The sequence below is a fragment of the Caulobacter sp. AVps18 genome, assembly GCF_058681425.1.
On sequence record NZ_CM178737.1, the window covers coordinates 2433398 to 2454070 of the forward strand.

A 20673-nucleotide genomic window follows, 5' to 3' on the forward strand; every position below is an offset into this window, starting at 1 on the left:
CCTCCATTCGAGATGACCATGGCCGAAACCGACGTCCTCGCCGTTCTCGCCAAGATCACGGCCGGCGATTTTTCGCTGAGCCAGTTGATCAACGCCGCCGGGACCTTCGTCGCCGACGGACAGCCCGCACTGGCCGAGCAGATCTACAAGGTCTGGATCCAGTTCAATCCCGATCACCCCCAGCTGTTCATCGCGCACTTCAACTGCGCCACGCTGAACGTCAGTGGGGCCGAGGCCGCGATGGTCCACCTGGAGCGCGCCGTTGCGCTCAACCCCGACTTCCTGCCCGCCTACATCAATCTGGGCGGCCTGCGGGAGCGGGCAGGAAACCTTGAGGCCGCCATCGCCACCTGGAACGACGGCGCCAATCGTCCCATGGCCCTGACCGGGGGCAATGTCGGTTACGCCTTCGGGGCCATGAAGCAGATCGCCCGCGCCCTTCTGGAGGCCCAGCAGAGCAATCGCGCCGAAACGGCCCTTTGGCGTTGCGCCGATCTCGATCCCAGCCAGACCGACACGATCGGCCAACTGGTCGCCGTGCGTCTGAGCCAGTGCAAGTGGCCGCCGATTGCGCCCTGGGAGCGGGTCGACCGCCTTACTCTGCTGCTCGGTTTCCATCCTCTGTCGATGGCCGCCTATACCGATGATCCCTGGCTGCAGCTGGCGGCGGCGACCCGGTTCACGGCCCGAGAGGCGGGGGGCGATCCCGACGCGATCATCGTAGAGCGCCGCGACGCGCCCATCGACCTGGCCGGGCGGCGGCTGAAGGTGGGCTATATCTCCTCGGACCTGCGCGACCACGCCGTCGGCTATCTGATGGCCGAGCTGTTCGAACTGCATGACCGCGAGCGGGTCGAGGTCTTCGCCTATTATTGCGGTCCCGAATCCAGCGACGCCCTCAATGCCCGCACCCGGGCAGCGGTCGAGCACTTCATCGATATCCGCACGATGAGCGACGATGTCGCCGCCCGCCGGATTGCTGACGATCAGATCGACATCCTGGTCGACGTCAACGGCCATACGCGCGACGCTCGCACGGCCGTCTTTGCCCGCCGCCCTGCACCGATCCTGGTCAACTGGCTGGGCTTTCCCGGGACCATGGGCAGCGCCTTCCACCACTATGTCATCGCCGACCCGTGGATCATCCCGCCCGAGGCCGAGCGCTACTATTCGGAAGCCGTTCGCCGCCTGCCCAGCTACCAGCCCAATGATCGCAAGCGGATCGTGGCAGCCGAAACCCCGACCCGCGCCGATGCGGGCCTGCCTGAAGACGCCTTCGTATTCTGCTGCTTCAACGGCACCCAGAAGTTCACGCCGTTCGTCTTTGACCGCTGGATGGAGATCCTGCGCCGGACCCCGAACAGCGTGCTGTGGCTGCTGGACAGCCATCCGGAGACCAACGGCCGGCTGGCTGAGCGGGCCGAACAGGCGGGGATTGACCGGTCACGTCTGGTCTTTGCGCCCAAGCAGCCCAATCCGGTGCATCTGGCCCGCTATCCGCTGGCCGATCTGTTCCTCGACACCGCGCCCTACGGCGCCCACACCACGGCCTCTGACGCCCTCTGGATGGGGGTTCCGGTCCTGACCCTGTCGGGTCGCAGCTTCGCCTCTCGGGTTTGCGGCAGTCTGGTTCGCTCGGCTGGCCTTCCCGAACTCGTCTGTGAGGACGCCGGTCGTTATGTCGAACTGGCCGTCGAGCTCGGCCACGACCGTGCAGCGGCCCGGGCCCTGCGCGAGCGGCTGCAGGCCGGGCGTGACACCTGCGTCCTGTTCGACATGGACCTGCTGACCCGCAGCCTGGAGGACCTATTCCACGACATGGTCGGCGAGTACCAGGCGGGCGCGCGGCCCAGGCCCGATCTGGCCAATCTCGAGGACTATCTTGAGGTCGGACTGGCTGCGGACCATGATGCTCGGGACATGATGGTCGAGCCTGATCTCGACGGCCTCTACCGCCGGGGCCTGGCGCGTCGCCACCAGATGCGCCCGCTGCATCCGGACGGACGGCTCTGGCGCCCCGAGGACGTTGCGGCGGCCGAGGGGCAGGGCGCTTGACCGGGCCCGGGCCCGGCGAGACCGTCCTCGACCTTGCCGACCGGCTTCTGACCGAGGGGCGCGCTGATGATGCCCTGACCCTTTACGGACACCTGCTCACAGGCCAATGCGACCGGACCCGGGCCTGGACAGGCTTCTGTCAGGCCCTGATCGCGCGGGGCGATGTGCTGGGTGGCTTGCGGGCCCTGGACGCCGCCCGCGATGACCTGGGAGATCTGGACGCCCTGACGCTGCAGGTTCAGTCCCTGATCCCCGCCGGGGCCACCGCCTTTAACGCCTGCGTGGCCAAGGGGGATGTGGCGGCGGCCGCGCCCTATGCTTCGGCCTTGGCGATCCTGACGCCGCAGATCGCGCCACGGGTAACCGCCGCCATGGCCTGCCACCAAACCCTCGGCAACACCGAAGAGGCCGTGCGGTTTGCCCGGATCCTGCACGAGCTGGAGCCGGATCACATCACCGCCCTGACCCTGTTGGCCGATCAGGCCCGGGACGACGGTGACGTCGAGACCGAGATCCGCCACCGGGTGACCCTGGGCTTCTCGCCGGACGCCGGGATGCATCCCTTGATGCGCCTGCGGGAACTGCATGACGGCATGAGCCTGCTGCTGTGCCGGCAGCACCTTTCAGACGCCGATCTTGACCTGCTGGCCCGCATGGAAACCGCAGCCCGGGCTTTTCAGGGCTCGGTGCCCGAAGACTCCGAGTGGTGGGGCTGGATCAAGGCCTACAAGCTGCTGACCGACGCCCTCGACATTGGTTCGATCCGCGCCCCCACGCCCGCGCGCCCGGTCGATCCGGTCCAGCTTTATGTCACGGCGACCGGACAGATGCTGGATGATGCCGGCCTTGCCGCCCACTCTGAGCGCCTCGGGGTTCAGGCCGCCTTCTTCGCGGCGGCGGATGAGGCCTATGTCGCCCTCTATGCCCGCTGGTACGCCTTGTCGGTGCTGCGCCACTGCGACGTGCCGTGTCTGGTCGTGATCCATGTGATCGGCGGGGCCGACCGGCTGGCGGCCGCGATCGCAACGGTCGGGATTACTGATGAGCGGGTGGTGTTCGTCGGGGATGATTTCGATCCCGCCGCGGTGACGATCAAGGTCTATGACTCTCCGCCCAAGGGCCTGATCACCCTGCCGGTGGCCCACTACCAGTCGGTGCGCTTCCAGAGGCTCGGCCCGTTACTGGACGTGCTGAACCGCCCGGTCTTCGTTTCCGACATCGATCTGCTGCTGCAGCGCGGGGTGTCCGACCTGCTGGAACAGCATGCCGGGGTCGACGTGGTGTTCAACGAGAACTTCTCGAACACGTCCGTCGCCTCGCGCCTGACGGCCAATCTGGTTCTGGTCCAACCTTCAAAAGGGGCGGCGGTCCTGCTCGACTATCTGCGGACCTATCTCGACCGGCATCTGGTCCGGCCCGAGGTGACGCGCTGGATTGACCAGGTGGCCCTGACGGTGGCCCGCCATCACCTGCGGCGGCACGTTCCCGAGGCGCGCCTGGCCCTGTTCGACACCGCCAGCGACATCAACAATGTGATGTTCGGCAGCTATCAGGAGCACCCGTTCCGGTTCCTGTCGCTCTATCACGGCTTCGACACGTCAAGCCTCGAGCACGATCCCCGGGTTCTGGGCTAAAGCTCGCCCGGCGTCAGGCCCCGATCGCCTCGATCAGGCCTTCGATGGTGGCGGCGCAGCGTCGGCGCTCCTGCAGGGCCTGGGCCAGTACGGCCTTCAGGGCCGCGTCATAGGCGACCGGATCACCGCGGTGGCGCATGACGTCGCGAATGTCGGCGATCGGCACATCGACGCTGCGCAGCAGGGTCACAGCCTCCAGCAGGTCGACGGCGTCGCGGTCGTAGAAGCGGACACTGCGGGTACCCCGGCGGGCCGCCACCAGGCCGATGGCCTCATAGTGGCGCAGGGCCCGGGAGGTGACGCCCAGCCGCTCGGCCAGGACGTTGATCGGGGTCAGGACCGACAGGGCCTCGCCGGTCGAAACCCGGGCGGGCAGCCGAACGGCGTCTGCGGAAGACTGGGCGTGGGTGAAGGTCATCAGTTGAACTCCACAAGGACCTGATCGGCGGCGACGGGGTCCCCACCCTTGGCGTTGACGGCTTTGACGACGCCGTCGCGTTCAGCGCGGATGATGTTCTGCATCTTCATGGCCTCGAGTACGCAGACCACCTCGCCCTCGCGGACCTGCTGACCCACGGCGACGTCCATACTGACCACCAGGCCCGGCATGGGCGACAGGACAAGCTTGGAGGTATCGGCCGCCTGCTTTTCGGGCAGCTTGTCGTGCAGTTCGGCCGAGCGGGGCGACAGCACCAGAACCCGGGCCTTGGCGGCGCGGTGGCGAATGTCGAAGCCCTCGGCAGCGGGAGCGACTTGCACCGTGAACGGCGCGCCGTCCAGCAGGCCCCGGAAGGTCGGCTGGCCGGGACGCCAGGCGATGGCGCTCAGGGTCAGGGTGCGGGCCTCGTCGAGCAACTCGACGTTCAGTTCGGTGTCGCCCGACAGCTTTACGCGGCGCTTGGCGTGGCCGACGGCCACCACCCATTCGTCGCGCACCGGCCCGGAGGCCAGGGCTCCGCCGGACCGTGCTCGTGCGGCATAGACCCGCTGCATGGCCGCGCCGACCGCTGTCAGGATGTCGATCTGGGCCGGCGTCGCTTCAGTGCCCGCAAAGCCGTCGGGGAATTCGTCCTTGATGTAGTTGGTCGACAGCTGACCGGAGCGGAACCGCTCCTGGTCCATCACCGCATTGAGGAACGGGATGTTCTGGCCCAGGCCCTCAATGTGGAAGTCTTCCAGGGCCCGGCCCATGCCGTCGACGGCGGCGATCCGTGTGGGCGCCCAGGTGCAGAGCTTGGAGATCATCGGGTCGTAGAACATCGAGATCTCGTCGCCCTCGCGGACGCCGGCGTCGTTGCGCACCGTGTAGCCGTCACGCTGTCCCTCCTCCGGAGGGGCGTACCGCACCAGCCGCCCGATGCTGGGCAGGAACTTGCGGTAGGGATCCTCGGCATAGATCCGGCTCTCGATGGCCCAGCCGTTGATCTTCAGGTCCTTCTGCTCGAAGGCCAGCTTCTCGCCCCAGGCGCTGCGGATCATCTGCTCGACCAGATCAAGCCCCGTGATCAGTTCGGTCACTGGATGCTCGACCTGCAGGCGGGTGTTCATCTCCAGGAAGAAGAAGCTCTTGTCCTGGCCGGCCACGAACTCGACGGTGCCGGCGCTGTCATAGTTGACGGCCTTGGCCAGGGCCACGGCCTGGGCCCCCATGGCGGCGCGTGTGGCCTCGTCGAGCAGCGGGCTCGGGGCCTCCTCGATGACCTTCTGGTTGCGGCGCTGGATCGAGCATTCGCGCTCGAACAGGTGGACCACATTGCCGTGCTTGTCGCCCAGCACCTGGATCTCGATGTGGCGCGGCGAGACGATGAACTTCTCGATGAAGATGCGGTCATCGCCAAAGCTGGCCTTGGCCTCGGCGCGCACGGCCGGGAAGCCTTCCTCGACGTCCTGCTGCGTCCAGGCCACCCGGATGCCCTTGCCGCCGCCGCCGGCGCTGGCCTTGATCATCACCGGATAGCCGATCTGCTCGGAGATGGTGATGGCGTGGGCCGTGTCGTCGATCTCGCCGATATGGCCCGGCACGCAGGACACGCCCGCCGCCTGGGCGAACTTCTTGCTCTCGATCTTGTCGCCCATGGCGCTGATCGCGCCGGGATTGGGGCCGATGAACACGAGGCCCTCATCGGCGCAGCGCTGGGCAAAGCCGGCGTTCTCCGACAGGAAGCCAAAGCCCGGATGCACGGCCTGGGCCCCGGTCTGCTTGCAGGCGGCGATGATCTTGTCGGCCACCAGATAGCTCTGATTGGCCGGCGACGGCCCGATATGCACCGTCTCGTCGGCCATCTCGACCGCCAGCGACCCCGCATCGGCGTCCGAATAGACCACCACCGTCGCAATCCCCAGCCGGCGGCACGTCTTGATCACCCGAACCGCGATCTCGCCCCGGTTGGCGATCAGGATCTTGGAAAACATCAGCGGAAACTTCCTTGGCAGGCAGAAGGGGGGCAGGCCGGAGCGGTCGTGCGGCGCAGGGCCGACAGGTTCTGGATCTGGCCGAAGCGGTCGATGGACAGGATCTGGCCGTTGACGATGATCGCGTCGTCGCGAACGGCGTGCAGCGAACGGGGGCGGGATGCGCCCTGGGCCCGCAGCCAGCGACCGACGCGCCACAGCTGCGCTGACCGCCCGGGGCTCGGCACGCTTGCGCCGTCAAAGCCGGCGAGCAGGGCGTCGAGATCCTCGCGCCCGGAGTGATCGTCGGAGGGGCTCATAGCGGGATGTTGTCGTGCTTCTTCCAGGGGTTGGAGAGTTCCTTGCCCTTCAGCGATTTCAGCCCCCGGACGATGCGACGGCGGGTGCCGTGGGGCATGATCACGTCGTCGATATAGCCACGGCTGGCGGCGACGAACGGATTGGCGAAGGCGTCCTTGTACTCGGCCTCGCGGGCGGCCAGGGCGACGGGGTCCTTGGCCTCGGCCCGGAAGATGATCTCGACCGCTCCCTTGGCCCCCATGACCGCGATCTCGGCGGTGGGCCAGGCATAGTTGAGGTCGCCGCGCAGATGCTTGGAGCTCATCACGTCATAGGCCCCGCCATAGGCCTTGCGGGTGATGACGGTGATCTTCGGAACCGTGGCCTCGGCATAGGCGAACAATAGCTTGGCCCCGTGCTTGATCAGGCCGCCATACTCCTGCTTGGTCCCCGGCATGAAGCCCGGCACGTCGACCAGGGTGATGATCGGGATGTTGAAGGCGTCGCAGAAGCGCACGAAGCGCGCGGCCTTGCGCGAGGAGTCAATATCCAGCACCCCGGCCAGCACCTGCGGCTGGTTGGCGACAATGCCAACGCTCTCGCCGTCCATGCGGGCAAAGCCGCAGATGATGTTCTTGGCCCACTCGCTGGAGATCTCGAAGAAGTCGGCCTCGTCGACGATCTTCAGGATCAGTTCCTTCATGTCGTAGGGCTTGCCCGGATCGCTGGGGATCAGTGTGTCGAGACTCATTTCCTCGCGCAGGGGCTCATCGAAGCTCATCCGCTCCGGGGCCGGCTCGCGGTTGGACGAGGGCAGGAAGTCGACCAGGCGGCGCACCTGGGTCATGGCCTCCAGGTCGTTCTCGAACGCGCCCTCGGCCACGCCCGACTTGGCCGCATGCACCCGGGCCCCGCCCAGTTCCTCGGCGGTGACCACCTCGTTGGTGACGGTCTTGACCACGTCAGGACCGGTCACGAACATGTAGCTGGTGTCCTTCACCATGAAGATGAAGTCGGTCATGGCGGGCGAATAGACATCGCCGCCGGCGCAGGGGCCCATGATCACGCTGATCTGCGGGATCACGCCCGAGGACAGCACATTCTCCATGAAGATGTCGGCATAGCCGGCCAGGCTGTCGACGCCTTCCTGGATGCGGGCACCGCCGGCGTCGAACAGGCCGATCACCGGCGCGCCGACCTTCATGGCCTGGCGCTGCACCTTGACGATCTTGGCGGCATGGGCGCCCGACAGCGAACCGCCGAACACCGTGAAATCCTTGGAGAACACATAGACGATCTTGCCGTTGATCGTGCCCCAGCCGGTGACCACGCCGTCGCCGGGGATCTTCTGGTCCTGCATGCCGAAATCGGCGCAGCGGTGCTCGACGAACATGTCGAACTCCTCGAACGAACCTTCGTCCAGCAGCAGGTCGATCCGCTCACGGGCCGTCAGCTTGCCCTTGGCGTGCTGCGAGGCCACTCGCTTCTCGCCACCGCCCGCACGAGCCTGCTCGCGACGGCGGTCCAGTTCCTGAAGTATCGACTGCAAGGGCGAGCTCATGATCACAAGGCCAGGGGGAATTGTCACAGTTACACAAAATCGGGAAACTGTGGCGGCTGGCAAGCGTCGCAGACCTTCCATCAAGCCCTGAAGTGTGGATTGTGTGGGTTGAGTTTGTGAAATGGAAAAGTTGTTAAGTGCGCGAAAAGCTCTTCATCGGCCCCAAGGTTCGCAATCTGCGCCAGGCGCGAGGCTGGAAGCTGGAGGTCTGCGCCACCCGCCTGGGCCTGTCGGCCAGCTATCTGTCGCAGATCGAGGCCAACCAGCGGCCGATCACGGCGCGGGTCCTGATCGACATGATGCGGGTGTTCGAGGTCGATGCCTCGGCCCTGGATGCAGCCGACGATCAGCGGCTGATCGCCGACCTGCGCGAAGCCACCGCCGACCAGCTGGACCAGGGGCAGGCCCCGGGGCTCAACGAGCTCAAGCAGGCGGTGGCCAATACGCCCAACCTGGCGCGCTCCTACCTGGCCCTGCACCACGCCTATCGCCGCCTGGACGAACGCCTGAAGGCCACCGAAGAAGCGGTGTCGCTGGACGAGACCGTCGCCGCCAGCGCCCTGCTGCCCTATGAGGAGGTGCGCGACTTCTTTCACTACCGGAACAACTATGTTCACAGCCTCGACGTCGCCGCCGAGGACCTGTCGTCAGGGCTGGGCCTGGAGGCGGGAGGTTCAGCCGAGGCGGCCCTGGAGCGCTACCTCCAGGCCCGACTGGGTATCACGGTCGAGCGCTCGCTGGAGCGCGACCTGTTGCGGCGGTTCGACCGGGGCGAGGGGCGGTTGACCCTGGGCGCGGCGGACTCGGCGGCGACCCGCTGTTTCCAGATGGCCTATCAGATCGTCGCCGAGGTGCTGTCGGAGACCGTCGAGGCCGAGCTGGAGGCGGCGGGCCTGCGCAGCGACAGCGCCGCCAAGGTTTGCCGGACAGCACTCTACAACTATGCGGCCGGAGCGCTGCTGCTGCCCTATGAGCGGTTCCGCGAAGCGGCGCGCACCATGCGTCACGACATTGAGCGCCTGGGCCTGACCTTCCAGACCAGTCTGGAGCAGGTATGCCACCGGCTCAGCACCTTGCAGCGCCCGGGTGCGCGGGGCGTGCCGTTCTACTTCGTGCGCGTGGATCAGGCCGGCAACATCACCAAGCGCCACAGCGCCACCCGATTCCAGTTCGCGCGGTTCGGCGGCACTTGCCCGCTGTGGAACGTTCACGACGCCTTCGCCCGGCCCGACAAGCTGCTGGTGCAACTGGCGGAGATGCCGGACGGCGTACGCTATGTCTGTATCGCGCGCGGCGTGGTCAAGCGGTCGGGCTCCTACCTGCAGCCCGACCGCCGCTATGCCCTGGGCCTGGGCTGCGAGGCGCAATATGCCGACAGCCTGGTCTATGCCGAGGGCCTGGATCTGGGCGGTCCGGCGACGCCCATCGGGGTCAGTTGCCGGATCTGCGAGCGCAACACGTGCCAGCAGCGCGCCTTCCCGCCGGTGGATCGTCTGTTCGACGTGCTGGAAGACGAACGGCGCGTGACGCCGTTTTCGCTGCGCTCGCCCCTTTAGGTCGCTGTCGATGCAGCCTCGGGCAGGGCCTCGGTTATCAGGCCGGTAGATGCGCAGATGCGATCGGCCAGAAGAACGCCCGAGCACCAGGCCGCCTCGACGCCGTCGCCCTGCAGCCAGTCGCCGCAAAGCCCCAGGCCCGCCGCCTCGCGCCAGATCGGTCCGGAGGTTGAGGTGGAGGCGGCAGCCGGACGAGCATAGCGCCAGCGATGGGCTTGCAAGGCAACGACCTGGGGGAGGGGCCGAGGCAGTCGTCGGGCCAGGGCGTCGACCAGGCGGGTAGCGATCAGGGGCGCGGCGGATTCCAGATTGGCCCGCGACCACTCCGGCGTCGCCTGCAAGGTCCAGGCTTCCGGCCCGGAGCGTCCCGGCTTGCTGTTCTCGCAAATCGCCAGTGCCAGGGTTTCGCAGGAGCCAAGCCGGCCCGCATTCAGGACCAAGGGCACGTCGAACACCACCATGGCTGTCCATACTGGCGCCGACAGTGCCTTGGCCGAACAGACGGCGAGGTCGAAGGCGTGCGGGTTCAGGAGCGTTGTGACCTGCTCGGGCGGTATGGCCAGGACCACGGCATCGAAGGGGCCTTCGGGCAGGCCGGGGGGCATGACATCGACCATCCACCCGGCAACCTCTTTTCGCAGTCCGGTGACGTGGGTCGACCAGGCGACGTCCAGATCTTGCGCCATGGCCTTGAGCGGCGCGTTCATGGACGGTCGCCCGACGATGGCCTCGGGTCCCGCTGAGGGCCAGGCCGAGGCGTGGCCGCCCTGTATCCAGCCCTCGACGCAGAGTCGAAAGTCCGGATCACGCGCCACGAAGAACGGCGCGCCGAAATCGAAACACGCCTCGCCTAGCGGGGTCTCGATCCGGCGTGTCGACATTCGCCCGCCAGCGCCCCGGCCCTTGTCCAGCAGGCGCACTGCGACGCCGAAGGCGGTCAGGCGTTGCGCGCAGGCCAGGCCGGCCATGCCGGCACCGATGATCGCCACCCGCTTTGGCTGCGCTGCATTGAGGGGGGTCACCATGCGATAGGCTTTCCGTCCCAGGCGAAGAAGCCGCCGTTATCCTGAGGACCAAGCCCGTCCATAAGCGCGACCAGGGCCGTCGCTGATCGGGTGGGGGTAAAAAGTTTCTGTTCGGCGACGCCCTGCTGGAACAGCTGACTGAGGGGCGTGTCCACTGTGCCCGGATGCAGGGCTACGCACGCCCCCAGCGGCCGCGTGCGTCCATGTTCGATGGCAAGCGTGGCGATCAGCATATTGAGCGCCGCCTTTGAGGCGCGATAGCCGTACCACCCGCCCAGGCGGTTGTCGGAGATGCTGCCCACCCGCGCCGACAAGGCGGCAAAGACGCTGGGACGATCCTTCGGCGTCAGGGGCAAAAGGTGCTTGGCGACCAGGGCGGGTCCAATGGCATTGACCTCAAACACCTTCATCAGGCTGGCCGCATCGAGCGATCGCAGGGTCTTTTCTGGCGTCACACCCTGGCCGTGCAGCAGGCCCGTAGCCACCACGATGCGCTCCAGCGCGCCGTGGGTTCGCAACTCTGTTGCGGCGGCCGCAAGGTCTGGCTCGCTCAGCACATCGGCCTGGAGGAAGGGGCGGCGGGGGTCATCAGGCCACGAGGCCGGGCGGCGTCTCGCCAGGCCGACCACGCGGTCATAGCGGCCTTGGGCGGCCAGGACTTCGGCGAGGGCCGCGCCGACGCCGCCGCCGACGCCGACCACGACCGCCACGCTGGGCGGGCTATCCATGCAGCACCGCCGCGCCGGCGATAAGACCGGTCACTGCGCCCAAGGTCAGCGGCCATCTCAGCCTGCCATACCAGGCGGGCGCGTCGCCCGCGCGGCTGTCCCAGATCGCATGGGTCAGCAGGGCCAGGGCCAGGCCGCCAAGCCGCAAACGGGAGAACTCAGGTGGGACCAGCATCAGCGCCCATCCCACCAGCGGCGGGATCATCGACAGGGAAAGCGTCAAGGTGGCGGGGCGTTGGCCCATCACGCTCATGCCCAGCCGGGTGCCGGCCAGGAAAGACAGGATCACGGCCGCATAGCCCGACAGGGCCAGGGCGGCCAAGGGGATCAGGGACGGGAAGCCAAGTCCCATCAGCGGCGGGGCCCAGAACGGCGCCAGCCCCAGAGCGCCATAGACGCGCAAGGCCAGCGGGATCTCTGGGGCCGACGCAGGAGACACGGCGGTGGCGCGGCTCATCCGCGCGCCTGGCGCACCGTGCCCAGGAACTCCTCACGCGTGCGCGGATCGTCGCGAACCTGGCCCAGAAGGCGGCTGGTGGTCAGCATCGACCCTGGCGTATCGACGCCGCGCAAGGTCATGCAGCTGTGCTCGGCCTCGATGATCACGCCGACGCCGCGCGGTTGCAGAACATCCTCGATCGCGCCGGCGATGTCGGCGGTGAGCTTTTCCTGGATCTGCAGACGGCGCGAAAATCCCGCCACGACCCGCGCCAGCTTGGAGATACCGACCACCCGGGAGCCGGGCAGATAGCCCACATGCGCCCGACCGATCACCGGCAGCATATGGTGCTCGCAACAGCTGACCACGCGGATATTGGACAGCACGATCAGATCGTCATAGCCGCCGACCTCCTGGAAGGTGCGCGCCAGATGCTCGCGCGGGTCTTCCCAATAGCCGCTGAAAAGCTCGGCATAGGATCGTGCAACGCGGGCGGGCGTGTCGATCAGTCCCTCGCGCTCGGGATCGTCGCCGGCCCAGGCGATCAGCAGGCGGACGGCGTCCTCGGCCTGAGCCTGGGTCGGCCGCGAGGCGGGGGTCAGGGCAGGCGCGCTCGCCGACATCGAGAGTGCAGGCATAGGGTTCTCCACGCGACGCGACAGGCGTCGACGAGATTTCTATATCTCAATTGAGATAGAGAAAAGCGCGATTATGCCGTAAGGGATTCAAGGGCGGCCGCACCGGAGACGTACGGTGGAGCGGCAAAGGCCCGAAGGAAGGCCGCGACAACGTCCTCGACCAGATCGTTCATCGCCAGCGGGCTGGTCTGGTGACCGCAAAGCTGGTGCTGATGCAGGCTGGCCAGCAGCAGGGGCGAGGCCAGGACGAGGGCCGCCGCCCGCAGATCGGTAGAGATCATCTCACCGCGCTGAACGTGAAGGGCCAGTCGCGCCTGCAAGGCCTCGATCGTCGGATCGACGATGTGCGACAGAGCGGACGGTCCCAGTTGCGGGTCCAGGAACCCCTCGGCCAGGCTGACGGCGAAAACATCGCCCAGCCGAACGGTCTTGGCGCTCGAGAGGGCGACCATCAGGTCTTGCGCATAGTCGCGGATGGATTGGCTGAAGGGCTGGTCGCTGTGTCGCTGGGCGTCCAGGCCGGGCCGGCCGCGCCGCAGGCATTCGGCCATCACCGCATCGAGGGTCTGACTGCGATCCCCGAAATAGTGCCGAAGCGTCGGGACCGAGACCCCGGCTGCGGCGGCCAGTTCTCGCAGGCTGGCGCGGCCGCCATCGCGGCGGACCATGTGCAGCGTCATCCTGGCCAGCAGGTCCTGGCGTTTGGCCTCATGGCCTGTATCGCGCGAACCCTTGGGTCTGGACACCTGTGATCCTTCGAGAAGCTGTGAGCCGCAGACTTATCGCCTTTTCTGCCGCCAAAAACCATTCCCTATCTCATTCGAGATAGGGAAACTGTTCGATGGGCACCAGCCGATCACCCCGGACGGCTTGCGCCTATTTCACCACCACCTTGGGCAAGGACTTGATGGGCGTCAGCACGATGTCGCGGAAGAAGGCTTCGGCACCTTCTGATTGGAACTGGATCGCGCCGTGGGTGAGGGGCTGGCCGCCGGCCTTGATGTCGCGCACCTCCATGACCGGCACGCCGTTGACCACATGCACGGCGCGGTCGCCCAGCACGTAGAGGTCCAGGGTGTTCCAGGCACCAACGGGCTTCTCGGCGTCGGCATAGGCCTCGACATTCCAGTCGGCCGTGCCGCCCTTCACCACCTTGGCGCGGCCGTCTGGCGCGAACCGCAGCTTGGGATCGATCAGGGCGGGATCGTCGACCACCGTGGTGGCGACACTGATGGCGTCGCCCACAGGCACGATCATGCCGGTCGAGCCGAGCATGATTTCGAACTCCGCCGACTGGCTCCAGGTGCCCCAGACCACGCCGGGCGCGCCGTGCGAATGATAGAGCAGGCCGTTATTGGGTGCCTGCGTCTCGCGCGGTGCCCACCGGCCGTTGCCCCACTTGTATTGCAGGCGCAGGTGATAGTTCTGGAAGTCGCCCTTGTGGACCAGGCTGCCCCAGGTCTTGCCGTTCACATAGAGCGCGGGGCGGCCGTCCTCGACCACCACCTTGAAGATCTCGGCGCTCTGCGGTGTTACCCCCAGCGGCGCGACAGGCGGGCGCTTGTAGGTGAGGCTCGGGTCGGCATAGCCCAGCCAGGCGTCCCAATCCTTGAGGTCCCGGCCATTGAATAAAGCCGTCGCGGGGCCGGCGGGCTTGGGAATCTCGCTCAAGGTCAGGGGCGGGCGCGGGGCGGCGAGCGTCGGCGCGGCGCTGGCCAGGGCCGCGATAACGGCCAGGATCTTGTACATGCGTTCTCCCTCGCCCTCTTGCGTGGCCTTGCCACCCTATCTGACAGCGTTGTCAAGGCAAGCGCCTGGGTGCCCCCATATCCGGCCTCGCATCGGCTAGGCCAACGCATTGGGAGGCGATAGGGTCATGGTGACTGAGGGAGTGAGAGAACATGACGACACCAGATAGGGTTCTCGCAGTCCTGGTCAGCCTCCTGGCCTCATCGGCGGCGATCGCCCAGGACAGGCCTGAGGCCACCGAAGTCTGGACGCCGGCTCCGGCCAAGGTGGAGGCCGCCGTGGTTGCGGGTCAGCCTCCGTCCGACGCCATTGTACTGTTCGACGGTGATGATCTGGATCAGTGGGTTTCGGCCCGGGACAAGTCGCCGGCGGGCTGGACTGTCGAGGGCGGCGTGATGACCGTGAACAAGGCGAAGGGCAATATCGAGACCCGGCGCGCCTTTCGCGACTTTCAACTGCACCTGGAATGGCGCATCCCGGCCGATATCGACGGAACCGGGCAGGGCCGGGGCAATAGCGGCGTGTTCCTGGCCTCCACAGGCCCGGGCGACGAGGGCTACGAGGTGCAGATCCTCGACTCGTATGCGAACGCGACCTACGTCAACGGTCAGGCCGCCAGCGTCTACAAGCAGCATCCGCCGCTCGCCAATGCCAGCCGCAAGCCCGGGGAATGGCAGACCTACGACATCATCTGGCACGCGCCCGGTTTCGGCGCCGAAGGCGCTCTGGCGTCGCCGGCCATGGTGACCGTGATCCACAACGGCGTGCTGGTTCAGGACCGGGCGGTGCTGGCGGGCGAGACGGTCTATATCGGCAAGCCCAGATACCGGGTGCATGGCGCGGTGCCGATCAAGCTGCAGGCCCACGGCGACCCGAGCAAACCCATCAGCTTTCGCAATATCTGGGTGCGCGAGCTTCCGCGACGCCCTTAAGCCGGCGGCGGGGCGGTGCTCGACCGCACGACAAGCCGGTGAGGCAGGGTGACGTTCTGCAAGGCGCTGGCCCGGTCGGCGAGGATATCCAGCAGCAGCCGGACGACCTCGTGGCCGATCTGCTCCATGGGCTGGCTGACCGTGGTCAGCTTGGGGTCCAGATACTGGGCAAAGCGAATGTCGTCGAAACCCACAAGGGAGACGTCGTTCGGGCAGCCCAAGCCGCGCTGGCGCAGGGCCTCCAGCGCGCCCATGGCCATCTCGTCGCTGAAGCAGAAAATCGCCGTCGGACGGCCGGGCTCGTCCAGCAGTTCACCCGTCTGGCGCACGCCCGACTCGATCGAGAAGTCGCCGACCGAGATGCGCAGGGCGCTGGCGCGGCCCTGACGCTGGGCGGCGGCCAGCACGCCGGTCAGGCGATCGCTGCTGATCGGGCTGGCCAGCGGGCCGGTGACGATGCCGATCCGGGTGTGGCCCAGGCCGTACAGATACTCCATCACCTCGGCGGCGGCGCGCTCGTTGTCGATGTGGGCGCTGGAGACCGCCAGGCCGGGACGAAACTCGCAGCCGTTGACGATCGGCGTTCGGGGGCCTTTGGCCGCCACCATCTCGGCCAGAACGTCCGGAAGGCGGTGTCCCAGGAAGATCAGGCCGTCGGCCTCCTTGCGCCGGAACATCACGGCGTACTGCTCCTCGCGCGCCTCTTCATGGCGCGTGTCGCCCAGCAGGACGGAGTAGCCCGCCGCCAGTGCCGCCTCCTCAACCCCCCGGATGACCTGGGAAAAGAAGGGATTGGAGATGTCGGGCACGGTGACCAGGATCTTTTCGGTGCGCAGGGTGCGCAGGCTCTTGGCCGCGAAGTTGGGCTCGTAGCCCAGGCGATTGACCGCCTCCATCACCTTGTTGCGCGTCACCTCCAGCACCAGTTCGGGCGCGCTGAACACGCGCGAAACCGTCGCGGTCGAGACACCCGCGTCGCGCGCAACATCTTGAATGGTGGCCATCGGCGAACACTGGCGACATGCCGGTTGCTTGGCAAGCCGCCGTTGGTGCCGCGCCGGACCTGGCCGATCCGGTTGCCGACTTGACGGACCCCTGTTATCGATGATTTCGATTACATCAGAGCGGACATGATCCAAACGGGTCGAAATGAGCCGCCTATGCTGGTCGGGGAGGGCCGGGATCATGACCACGAGCTTCAGGCTCTTTCTGATGATGGTGCTGCAGCTGGCCATCTGGGGCGCGTGGGCGCCGAAGATCTTCCCCTATATGGGCATGCTGGGTTTTGCGCCGTGGCAGCAGTCGCTGGTCGGCAGTTCCTGGGGCGTGGCCGCCCTGGTCGGCATCTTCTTTTCCAACCAGTTCGCGGACCGCAATTTCGCGGCAGAGCGTTTCCTGGCGGTCAGCCACCTGATCGGTGGTCTGGCCCTGGTGGGGACGGCGTTCGCGACCAGCTTCTGGCCGTTCTTTGCCTGCTACCTGATCTTCAGCCTTGTCTATGTGCCGACCCTGTCGGTGACCAACTCCATCGCCTTCGCCAACCTGCGTAACCCGGCGGCGGATTTTGGCGCGGTGCGTATGGGCGGCACGGTCGGCTGGGTGCTGGTCAGCTGGCCCTTCGTCTTCCTGCTGGGAGCCCACGCCACCGTCGAGCAGATGCGCTGGATCTTCCTGGTCGCGGCGCTAGTCTCGTTTGTCTTTGCCGCCTATTCCCTGACCCTGCCGCACACGCCGGCCCGCAAGGATGCGCCCGGGATAGACAACCTGGCCTGGCGACGTGCTTTCAAGCTGTTGGCCACGCCGTTCGTGCTGGTCCTGTTCATCGTCACCTTCATCGATTCCGTGATCCACAACGGCTACTTCGTGATGGCCGACGCCTTCCTGACCAACCGGGTGGGCATCGCCGGCAATCTCAGCATGGTGGTTCTGAGCCTGGGCCAGGTGGCCGAGATCCTGACCATGTTCCTGCTGGGCCGGGTACTGGCGCGGCTGGGCTGGAAGATCACCCTGATCGTCGGGGTGCTGGGTCACGCCGCGCGCTTTGCGGTGTTCGCCTTCTTTGCCGACAGTCTCCCGGTGATCGTCGCGGTGCAGCTATTGCACGGCATCTGCTATGCCTTCTTCTTCGCCACGGTTTACATCTTCGTCGATGCGGTCTTCCCCAAGGATGTCCGGTCCAGCGCGCAGGGTCTGTTCAACCTGTTGATCCTGGGCGTCGGCAATGTCGCAGCCAGCTTCCTGTTCCCGTCGCTGATCAGCCGCCTGACCCAGACCGGCCCCGACGGCGTTGCGACGGTGGACTACACCAGCCTGTTCATGGTCCCGACCGGTATGGCCCTGGCGGCCGTTTGCCTGCTGGCCCTGTTCTTCAAGCCACCCACTCGCGCGCCGGTCGCCGAGGTTTCTGATGACGCACCGGTCGCGACCGCTACGCCTGCGCAGCCCTGACCCATGCCCCTGCAGAAAAAGGAAAGCCTCATGCGCTCAACTGTTTTCGGAAATGCCGCCGGCGGAACCGACCTGTCGCGGCGGGGCCTGCTGGGCGCCGGAGCGGCGGCCATGGGCATGGCGTGGGGTGGTGTCGCCAGCGCGGCCAGCAAGCCGTTCTTCCAGCGCCACAACCTGCCGGTCGGTATCCAGCTCTATACGCTTGGTCCGGACCTGCAGAAGGAACTGGACGCTCAACTGGCCACCCTGGCCAGGATCGGCTTCAGGTCAGTGGAACTGGCCGGCTATCTGGGGCGAACCCCGGCCGAGCTGCGCGCCGCTTTCGACCGCGCCGGTCTGATCTGTCCCAGCGCCCATATCGCGCCCAAGGGTGCCAACGGTTTCAGCGGTGATCTCGTCAAGCTGGCTGATGAGTTGAGCGTGATCGGGGTGAAGTCGGCGATCATGCCGATCCACTACATCCCCGACCGCATGGGCAGTGCGGATCTGCGCCAGGCCGGCACGCAGATGACGGCCGACGACTGGAAGTGGAACGCCGACTTCCTCAATGAGAAGGCCGCCGTCCTAAAGAAGGCGGGCATCATCAGCGGCTATCACAACCACAATTTCGAGTTCGCGCCCCTGAAGGCAAAGACCGGTGGCGACACCAACGGCATGGAGATCCTGCTGAAGGGCACCGATCCGGGCCTTGTCACCTTCGAGCTGGACGCCGGCTGGGTGACGGCGGCGGGTCATGATCCGATCGCCCTGATGAAGGCGCACCCGGGCCGGTTCACCCAGATGCACGTCAAGGACATCAAGCCCACGACCAAGGCCAATTTCGAGCTTCGCCAGGACCCGACCGAGGTCGGCAGCGGCATGATCGACTGGAAGACGCTGCTGCCGGCCGCCTATGCCGCCGGGATCCGGGGCTTCTACTACGAGCAAGAGCCGCCGTTCGCCCACGCCCGTCTCGAGTCAGCCAGGATCAGCTTTGACTATCTGGCGAAAGTGACGGGCTGATGAGCGCGCCTGCGCCCCTGCGGCTGGCCATGGTGGGCGGTGGTCCCGGCTCGTTCATCGGGCCGGTGCATCGCATGGCCGCCGAGCTGGACGGTCGTATCCGGCTGGTGGCCGGGGTGTTCAGCCGCGATCCGGCCAAGAACGCGGCCGCCGCCGACGGCTGGGGCGTGGCGCGCGACCGGGTCTATCCTGACCATCACGCGATGATCGCGGCCGAGCGGGCGCGGGAGGATGGTGTCGATCTGGTTGCGGTGGTGACGCCCAACCATCTGCACTTCGACGTTTCCGCCGCCGCCCTGCGCGGGGGGCTGCATGTGATCAGCGACAAGCCCGCCACGCTGAACCTGGCGCAGGCGCTGGAACTGGCCGATATCGTCGCCGCGTCCGGCAAGCTGTACGCCCTGACCTACACCTATACCGGCTACCCCATGGTCCGCGAGGCGCGTGAAATCGTGGCGCGCGGCGACCTGGGCGCGGTGCGCAAGGTCGTTGTCGAATACTCGCAAGGCTGGTTGTCGCGTCCGCTGGAGCGGGAAGGCAACAAGCAGGCCGACTGGCGGTCCGACCCGGCGCAGTCGGGCGTCGGCGGCTGCATCGGCGACATCGGCGTCCATGCCTTCAACATCGCCGAGTTCATTACCGGCCGCCGGGTCGAGCGCCTGTGCGCCGACCTCGCCGCAGTCGTGCCTGGGCGGAGCCTGGATGATGACTGCAACGTGCTGCTGCGCTTCGAAGGCGGGGGGCGCGGTGTCCTGATCGCTTCGCAGATCTCGGCGGGCGCGCGCAATGGCCTGAAAATCAGCGTCTATGGCGAGAAGGGCGGTCTGACCTGGAGCCACGAGCGCCACACAGAGTTGACCCTGGACTGGCTGGACGGCCCCAGCCAGGTGCTGCATGCTGGTTCGGCCTATCTGGGCGCGGGTGCCCAGGCCGCGACGCGGATCCCGACCGGCCATCCGGAAGGCTTCATCGAGGCCTTCGCCAACCTCTATCGCGACTTCGCCGATGCAATTCAGGGGCAGGGGGCGGGGCTCGTGCCGGGCATCGCGCAGGGCGTACGCGGCATGGCCTTTGTCGAGCGCGCCGTGGCGACCAGCCGAGACGATGCGGGCTGGGTGGCTCTAGAAGGAGACGGGCGATGAAGACGCTCAAGGGGCCGGCCATCTTCCTGGCCCAGTTCATCGGCAGCGAGCCGCCGTTCGACAGGCTGGAGACCATGGCCGCCTGGGTGGCTGACCTGGGTTATGTCGGCGTGCAGATGCCGACCGGCGGGGCGGACTCGTTCTTCGACCTGGCCCTGGCCGCCGAGAGCCAGACCTATTGCGACGACATCGCCGGGATGCTGGCCGGCCACGGCCTGCAGATCACCGAGCTTTCCACCCACCTGCAGGGTCAGCTGGTCGCCGTGCATCCGGCCTATGACGAGCTGTTCGACGGCTTTGCCCCGCCCGAGCTGCGCGGCAAGCCGGCCGAGCGCCAGGCCTGGGCGGTGGGGCAGGTCAAGGCGGCCGCCGTCGCTAGCCGTCGTCTGGGCCTGAACGCCCATGCGACCTTTTCCGGCGCCCTGGCCTGGCCCTATTTCTATCCCTGGCCGCAGCGTCCGGCGGGCCTGGTCGAGGAGGCCTTCGCCGAGCTGGGGCGTCGCTGGAAGCCGATTCTAGACGCCTTCGACAACGAGGGTGTGGACGTCTGCTACGAGATTCATCCGGGCGAAGACCTGCACGACGGCGCGACCTTCGAGCGGTTTCTGGACGAGGTCGGCGGCCATCGGCGTGCCAATATCCTGTATGATCCCAGCCACTTCGTGCTGCAGCAGCTGGACTACCTCGGCTACATCGATCGCTATCACGAGCGGATCAAGGCCTTCCACGTCAAGGACGCCGAGTTCCGGCCCTCGGCCCGGTCGGGTGTCTATGGCGGCTATCAGGGCTGGGCCGAGCGTCCGGGCCGGTTCCGCTCGCTGGGGGATGGCCAGGTGGACTTCAAGGCGATCTTCTCCAAGCTGGCCCAGTACGACTATGCCGGCTGGGCGGTGCTGGAATGGGAGTGCGCGCTGAAGCACCCCGAGCAAGGCGCCCGCGAAGGTGCGCCGTTTATCCGCGACCACATTATCCAGGTGACGGACCGGGCGTTCGACGACTTCGCCGGCAGCGCCCCTGACGCCGGCCGCAACCGGCGGCTACTGGGCCTGTAGACCAAACTTTCGAGGAAACGT

General features: G+C 66.9%; 19 protein-coding genes. 8 read left to right on the top strand and 11 right to left on the bottom strand.

Going from position 1 to position 20673, the window contains the following annotated elements; genetic code table 11:
- The first annotated feature begins 18 nt into the window (after positions 1-18).
- Complete coding sequence (locus ACW179_RS11010; RefSeq protein WP_492059561.1) at positions 19-2055, top strand: O-linked N-acetylglucosamine transferase, SPINDLY family protein; 2037 nt, start codon at positions 19-21, stop codon at positions 2053-2055.
- Entirely contained in the window at positions 2052-3689 is a 1638-nt protein-coding gene (locus tag ACW179_RS11015) for a hypothetical protein (RefSeq protein ID WP_492059562.1), read from the top strand. Before ACW179_RS11010 ends, ACW179_RS11015 begins: the two co-directional genes overlap by 4 nt.
- 13 nt (positions 3690-3702) lie before the next feature.
- On the opposite strand, the gene ACW179_RS11020 is transcribed toward ACW179_RS11015, so the two are convergent.
- Genes ACW179_RS11020 through ACW179_RS11035 form a run of 4 tightly spaced genes read right to left on the bottom strand, consistent with a single transcriptional unit; the run spans position 3703 to position 7929 of the window.
- A complete protein-coding gene (locus ACW179_RS11020; protein WP_492059563.1) occupies positions 3703-4107 on the bottom strand; it encodes a MerR family transcriptional regulator in 405 nt (134 codons plus the stop codon).
- A complete protein-coding gene (locus ACW179_RS11025) occupies positions 4107-6101 on the bottom strand; it encodes an acetyl-CoA carboxylase biotin carboxylase subunit (RefSeq protein ID WP_492059564.1) in 1995 nt (664 codons plus the stop codon). The genes ACW179_RS11020 and ACW179_RS11025 overlap by 1 nt, the downstream gene beginning before the upstream one ends.
- Complete coding sequence (locus tag ACW179_RS11030) at positions 6101-6400, bottom strand: hypothetical protein (protein WP_492059565.1); 300 nt, start codon at positions 6398-6400, stop codon at positions 6101-6103. Before ACW179_RS11030 ends, ACW179_RS11025 begins: the two co-directional genes overlap by 1 nt.
- Positions 6397-7929 carry an acyl-CoA carboxylase subunit beta gene (locus tag ACW179_RS11035; RefSeq protein ID WP_492064298.1) on the bottom strand — a complete coding sequence of 511 codons (1533 nt, stop codon included), beginning with the start codon at positions 7927-7929 and terminating at the stop codon, positions 6397-6399. Before ACW179_RS11035 ends, ACW179_RS11030 begins: the two co-directional genes overlap by 4 nt.
- Positions 7930-8078: 149 nt before the next feature.
- Here ACW179_RS11035 and ACW179_RS11040 point away from each other — a divergent pair, with 149 nt between their 5' ends.
- On the top strand, positions 8079-9497 hold the full coding sequence (locus tag ACW179_RS11040) for a helix-turn-helix domain-containing protein (protein ID WP_492059566.1): 1419 nt from the start codon (positions 8079-8081) through the stop codon (positions 9495-9497).
- Here ACW179_RS11040 and ACW179_RS11045 read toward each other — a convergent pair.
- The 6 genes from ACW179_RS11045 to ACW179_RS11070 form a co-directional block, all read right to left on the bottom strand.
- Positions 9494-10522, bottom strand: a complete 1029-nt coding sequence (locus tag ACW179_RS11045; RefSeq protein WP_492059567.1) for an NAD(P)/FAD-dependent oxidoreductase — start codon at positions 10520-10522, stop codon at positions 9494-9496. The two genes, ACW179_RS11040 and ACW179_RS11045, sit on opposite strands and share 4 nt — an antisense overlap.
- A complete protein-coding gene (locus ACW179_RS11050; protein ID WP_492059568.1) occupies positions 10516-11250 on the bottom strand; it encodes an SDR family NAD(P)-dependent oxidoreductase in 735 nt (244 codons plus the stop codon). Before ACW179_RS11050 ends, ACW179_RS11045 begins: the two co-directional genes overlap by 7 nt.
- On the bottom strand, positions 11243-11707 hold the full coding sequence (locus tag ACW179_RS11055; RefSeq protein ID WP_492059569.1) for a DUF3429 domain-containing protein: 465 nt from the start codon (positions 11705-11707) through the stop codon (positions 11243-11245). The genes ACW179_RS11050 and ACW179_RS11055 overlap by 8 nt, the downstream gene beginning before the upstream one ends.
- Positions 11704-12327 (bottom strand): GTP cyclohydrolase I FolE, encoded by a 624-nt coding sequence (gene folE, locus ACW179_RS11060; protein ID WP_492059570.1) that lies wholly within the window; start codon positions 12325-12327, stop codon positions 11704-11706. Before folE ends, ACW179_RS11055 begins: the two co-directional genes overlap by 4 nt.
- Before the next feature lie 71 nt (positions 12328-12398).
- Positions 12399-13073, bottom strand: a complete 675-nt coding sequence (locus ACW179_RS11065) for a TetR/AcrR family transcriptional regulator (protein WP_492059571.1) — start codon at positions 13071-13073, stop codon at positions 12399-12401.
- 130 nt (positions 13074-13203) lie between these two features.
- Positions 13204-14076 carry a 3-keto-disaccharide hydrolase gene (locus tag ACW179_RS11070; RefSeq protein ID WP_492059572.1) on the bottom strand — a complete coding sequence of 291 codons (873 nt, stop codon included), beginning with the start codon at positions 14074-14076 and terminating at the stop codon, positions 13204-13206.
- A 152-nt stretch (positions 14077-14228) separates the two neighbouring features.
- On the opposite strand from ACW179_RS11070, the gene ACW179_RS11075 reads away from it, so the two are divergent.
- Positions 14229-15008 carry a 3-keto-disaccharide hydrolase gene (locus ACW179_RS11075; protein WP_492059573.1) on the top strand — a complete coding sequence of 260 codons (780 nt, stop codon included), beginning with the start codon at positions 14229-14231 and terminating at the stop codon, positions 15006-15008.
- Here the strand turns inward: ACW179_RS11075 and ACW179_RS11080 are convergent.
- Positions 15005-16012, bottom strand: coding sequence for a LacI family DNA-binding transcriptional regulator (locus ACW179_RS11080; RefSeq protein ID WP_492059574.1), 1008 nt, complete (start codon positions 16010-16012; stop codon positions 15005-15007). The genes ACW179_RS11075 and ACW179_RS11080 overlap by 4 nt on opposite strands.
- 181 nt (positions 16013-16193) lie before the next feature.
- Here ACW179_RS11080 and ACW179_RS11085 point away from each other — a divergent pair, with 181 nt between their 5' ends.
- From ACW179_RS11085 to ACW179_RS11100, 4 genes are read left to right on the top strand one after another with little or no spacing between them, the layout of a single operon-like run.
- Entirely contained in the window at positions 16194-17456 is a 1263-nt protein-coding gene (locus ACW179_RS11085) for an MFS transporter (protein ID WP_492059575.1), read from the top strand.
- Positions 17457-17486: 30 nt separating this feature from the next.
- Positions 17487-18458 carry a sugar phosphate isomerase/epimerase family protein gene (locus tag ACW179_RS11090; protein WP_492059576.1) on the top strand — a complete coding sequence of 324 codons (972 nt, stop codon included), beginning with the start codon at positions 17487-17489 and terminating at the stop codon, positions 18456-18458.
- Positions 18458-19600, top strand: a complete 1143-nt coding sequence (locus ACW179_RS11095) for a Gfo/Idh/MocA family protein (protein ID WP_492059577.1) — start codon at positions 18458-18460, stop codon at positions 19598-19600. The genes ACW179_RS11090 and ACW179_RS11095 overlap by 1 nt, the downstream gene beginning before the upstream one ends.
- Positions 19597-20652, top strand: coding sequence for a sugar phosphate isomerase/epimerase family protein (locus ACW179_RS11100; RefSeq protein ID WP_492059578.1), 1056 nt, complete (start codon positions 19597-19599; stop codon positions 20650-20652). Before ACW179_RS11095 ends, ACW179_RS11100 begins: the two co-directional genes overlap by 4 nt.
- The last annotated feature ends 21 nt before the right edge of the window (positions 20653-20673 follow it).

Coding starts and splice junctions, on each gene's coding strand:
- ACW179_RS11010 (WP_492059561.1), top strand. CDS start 19: ATGGCCGAAACCGACGTCCTCGCCGTTCTCGCCAAGATCACGGCCGGC.
- ACW179_RS11020 (WP_492059563.1), bottom strand. CDS start 4,107: ATGACCTTCACCCACGCCCAGTCTTCCGCAGACGCCGTTCGGCTGCCC.
- ACW179_RS11025 (WP_492059564.1), bottom strand. CDS start 6,101: ATGTTTTCCAAGATCCTGATCGCCAACCGGGGCGAGATCGCGGTTCGG.
- ACW179_RS11030 (WP_492059565.1), bottom strand. CDS start 6,400: ATGAGCCCCTCCGACGATCACTCCGGGCGCGAGGATCTCGACGCCCTG.
- ACW179_RS11045 (WP_492059567.1), bottom strand. CDS start 10,522: ATGGTGACCCCCCTCAATGCAGCGCAGCCAAAGCGGGTGGCGATCATC.
- ACW179_RS11050 (WP_492059568.1), bottom strand. CDS start 11,250: ATGGATAGCCCGCCCAGCGTGGCGGTCGTGGTCGGCGTCGGCGGCGGC.
- ACW179_RS11055 (WP_492059569.1), bottom strand. CDS start 11,707: ATGAGCCGCGCCACCGCCGTGTCTCCTGCGTCGGCCCCAGAGATCCCG.
- folE (WP_492059570.1), bottom strand. CDS start 12,327: ATGCCTGCACTCTCGATGTCGGCGAGCGCGCCTGCCCTGACCCCCGCC.
- ACW179_RS11070 (WP_492059572.1), bottom strand. CDS start 14,076: ATGTACAAGATCCTGGCCGTTATCGCGGCCCTGGCCAGCGCCGCGCCG.
- ACW179_RS11075 (WP_492059573.1), top strand. CDS start 14,229: ATGACGACACCAGATAGGGTTCTCGCAGTCCTGGTCAGCCTCCTGGCC.
- ACW179_RS11080 (WP_492059574.1), bottom strand. CDS start 16,012: ATGGCCACCATTCAAGATGTTGCGCGCGACGCGGGTGTCTCGACCGCG.
- ACW179_RS11085 (WP_492059575.1), top strand. CDS start 16,194: ATGACCACGAGCTTCAGGCTCTTTCTGATGATGGTGCTGCAGCTGGCC.
- ACW179_RS11090 (WP_492059576.1), top strand. CDS start 17,487: ATGCGCTCAACTGTTTTCGGAAATGCCGCCGGCGGAACCGACCTGTCG.
- ACW179_RS11095 (WP_492059577.1), top strand. CDS start 18,458: ATGAGCGCGCCTGCGCCCCTGCGGCTGGCCATGGTGGGCGGTGGTCCC.
- ACW179_RS11100 (WP_492059578.1), top strand. CDS start 19,597: ATGAAGACGCTCAAGGGGCCGGCCATCTTCCTGGCCCAGTTCATCGGC.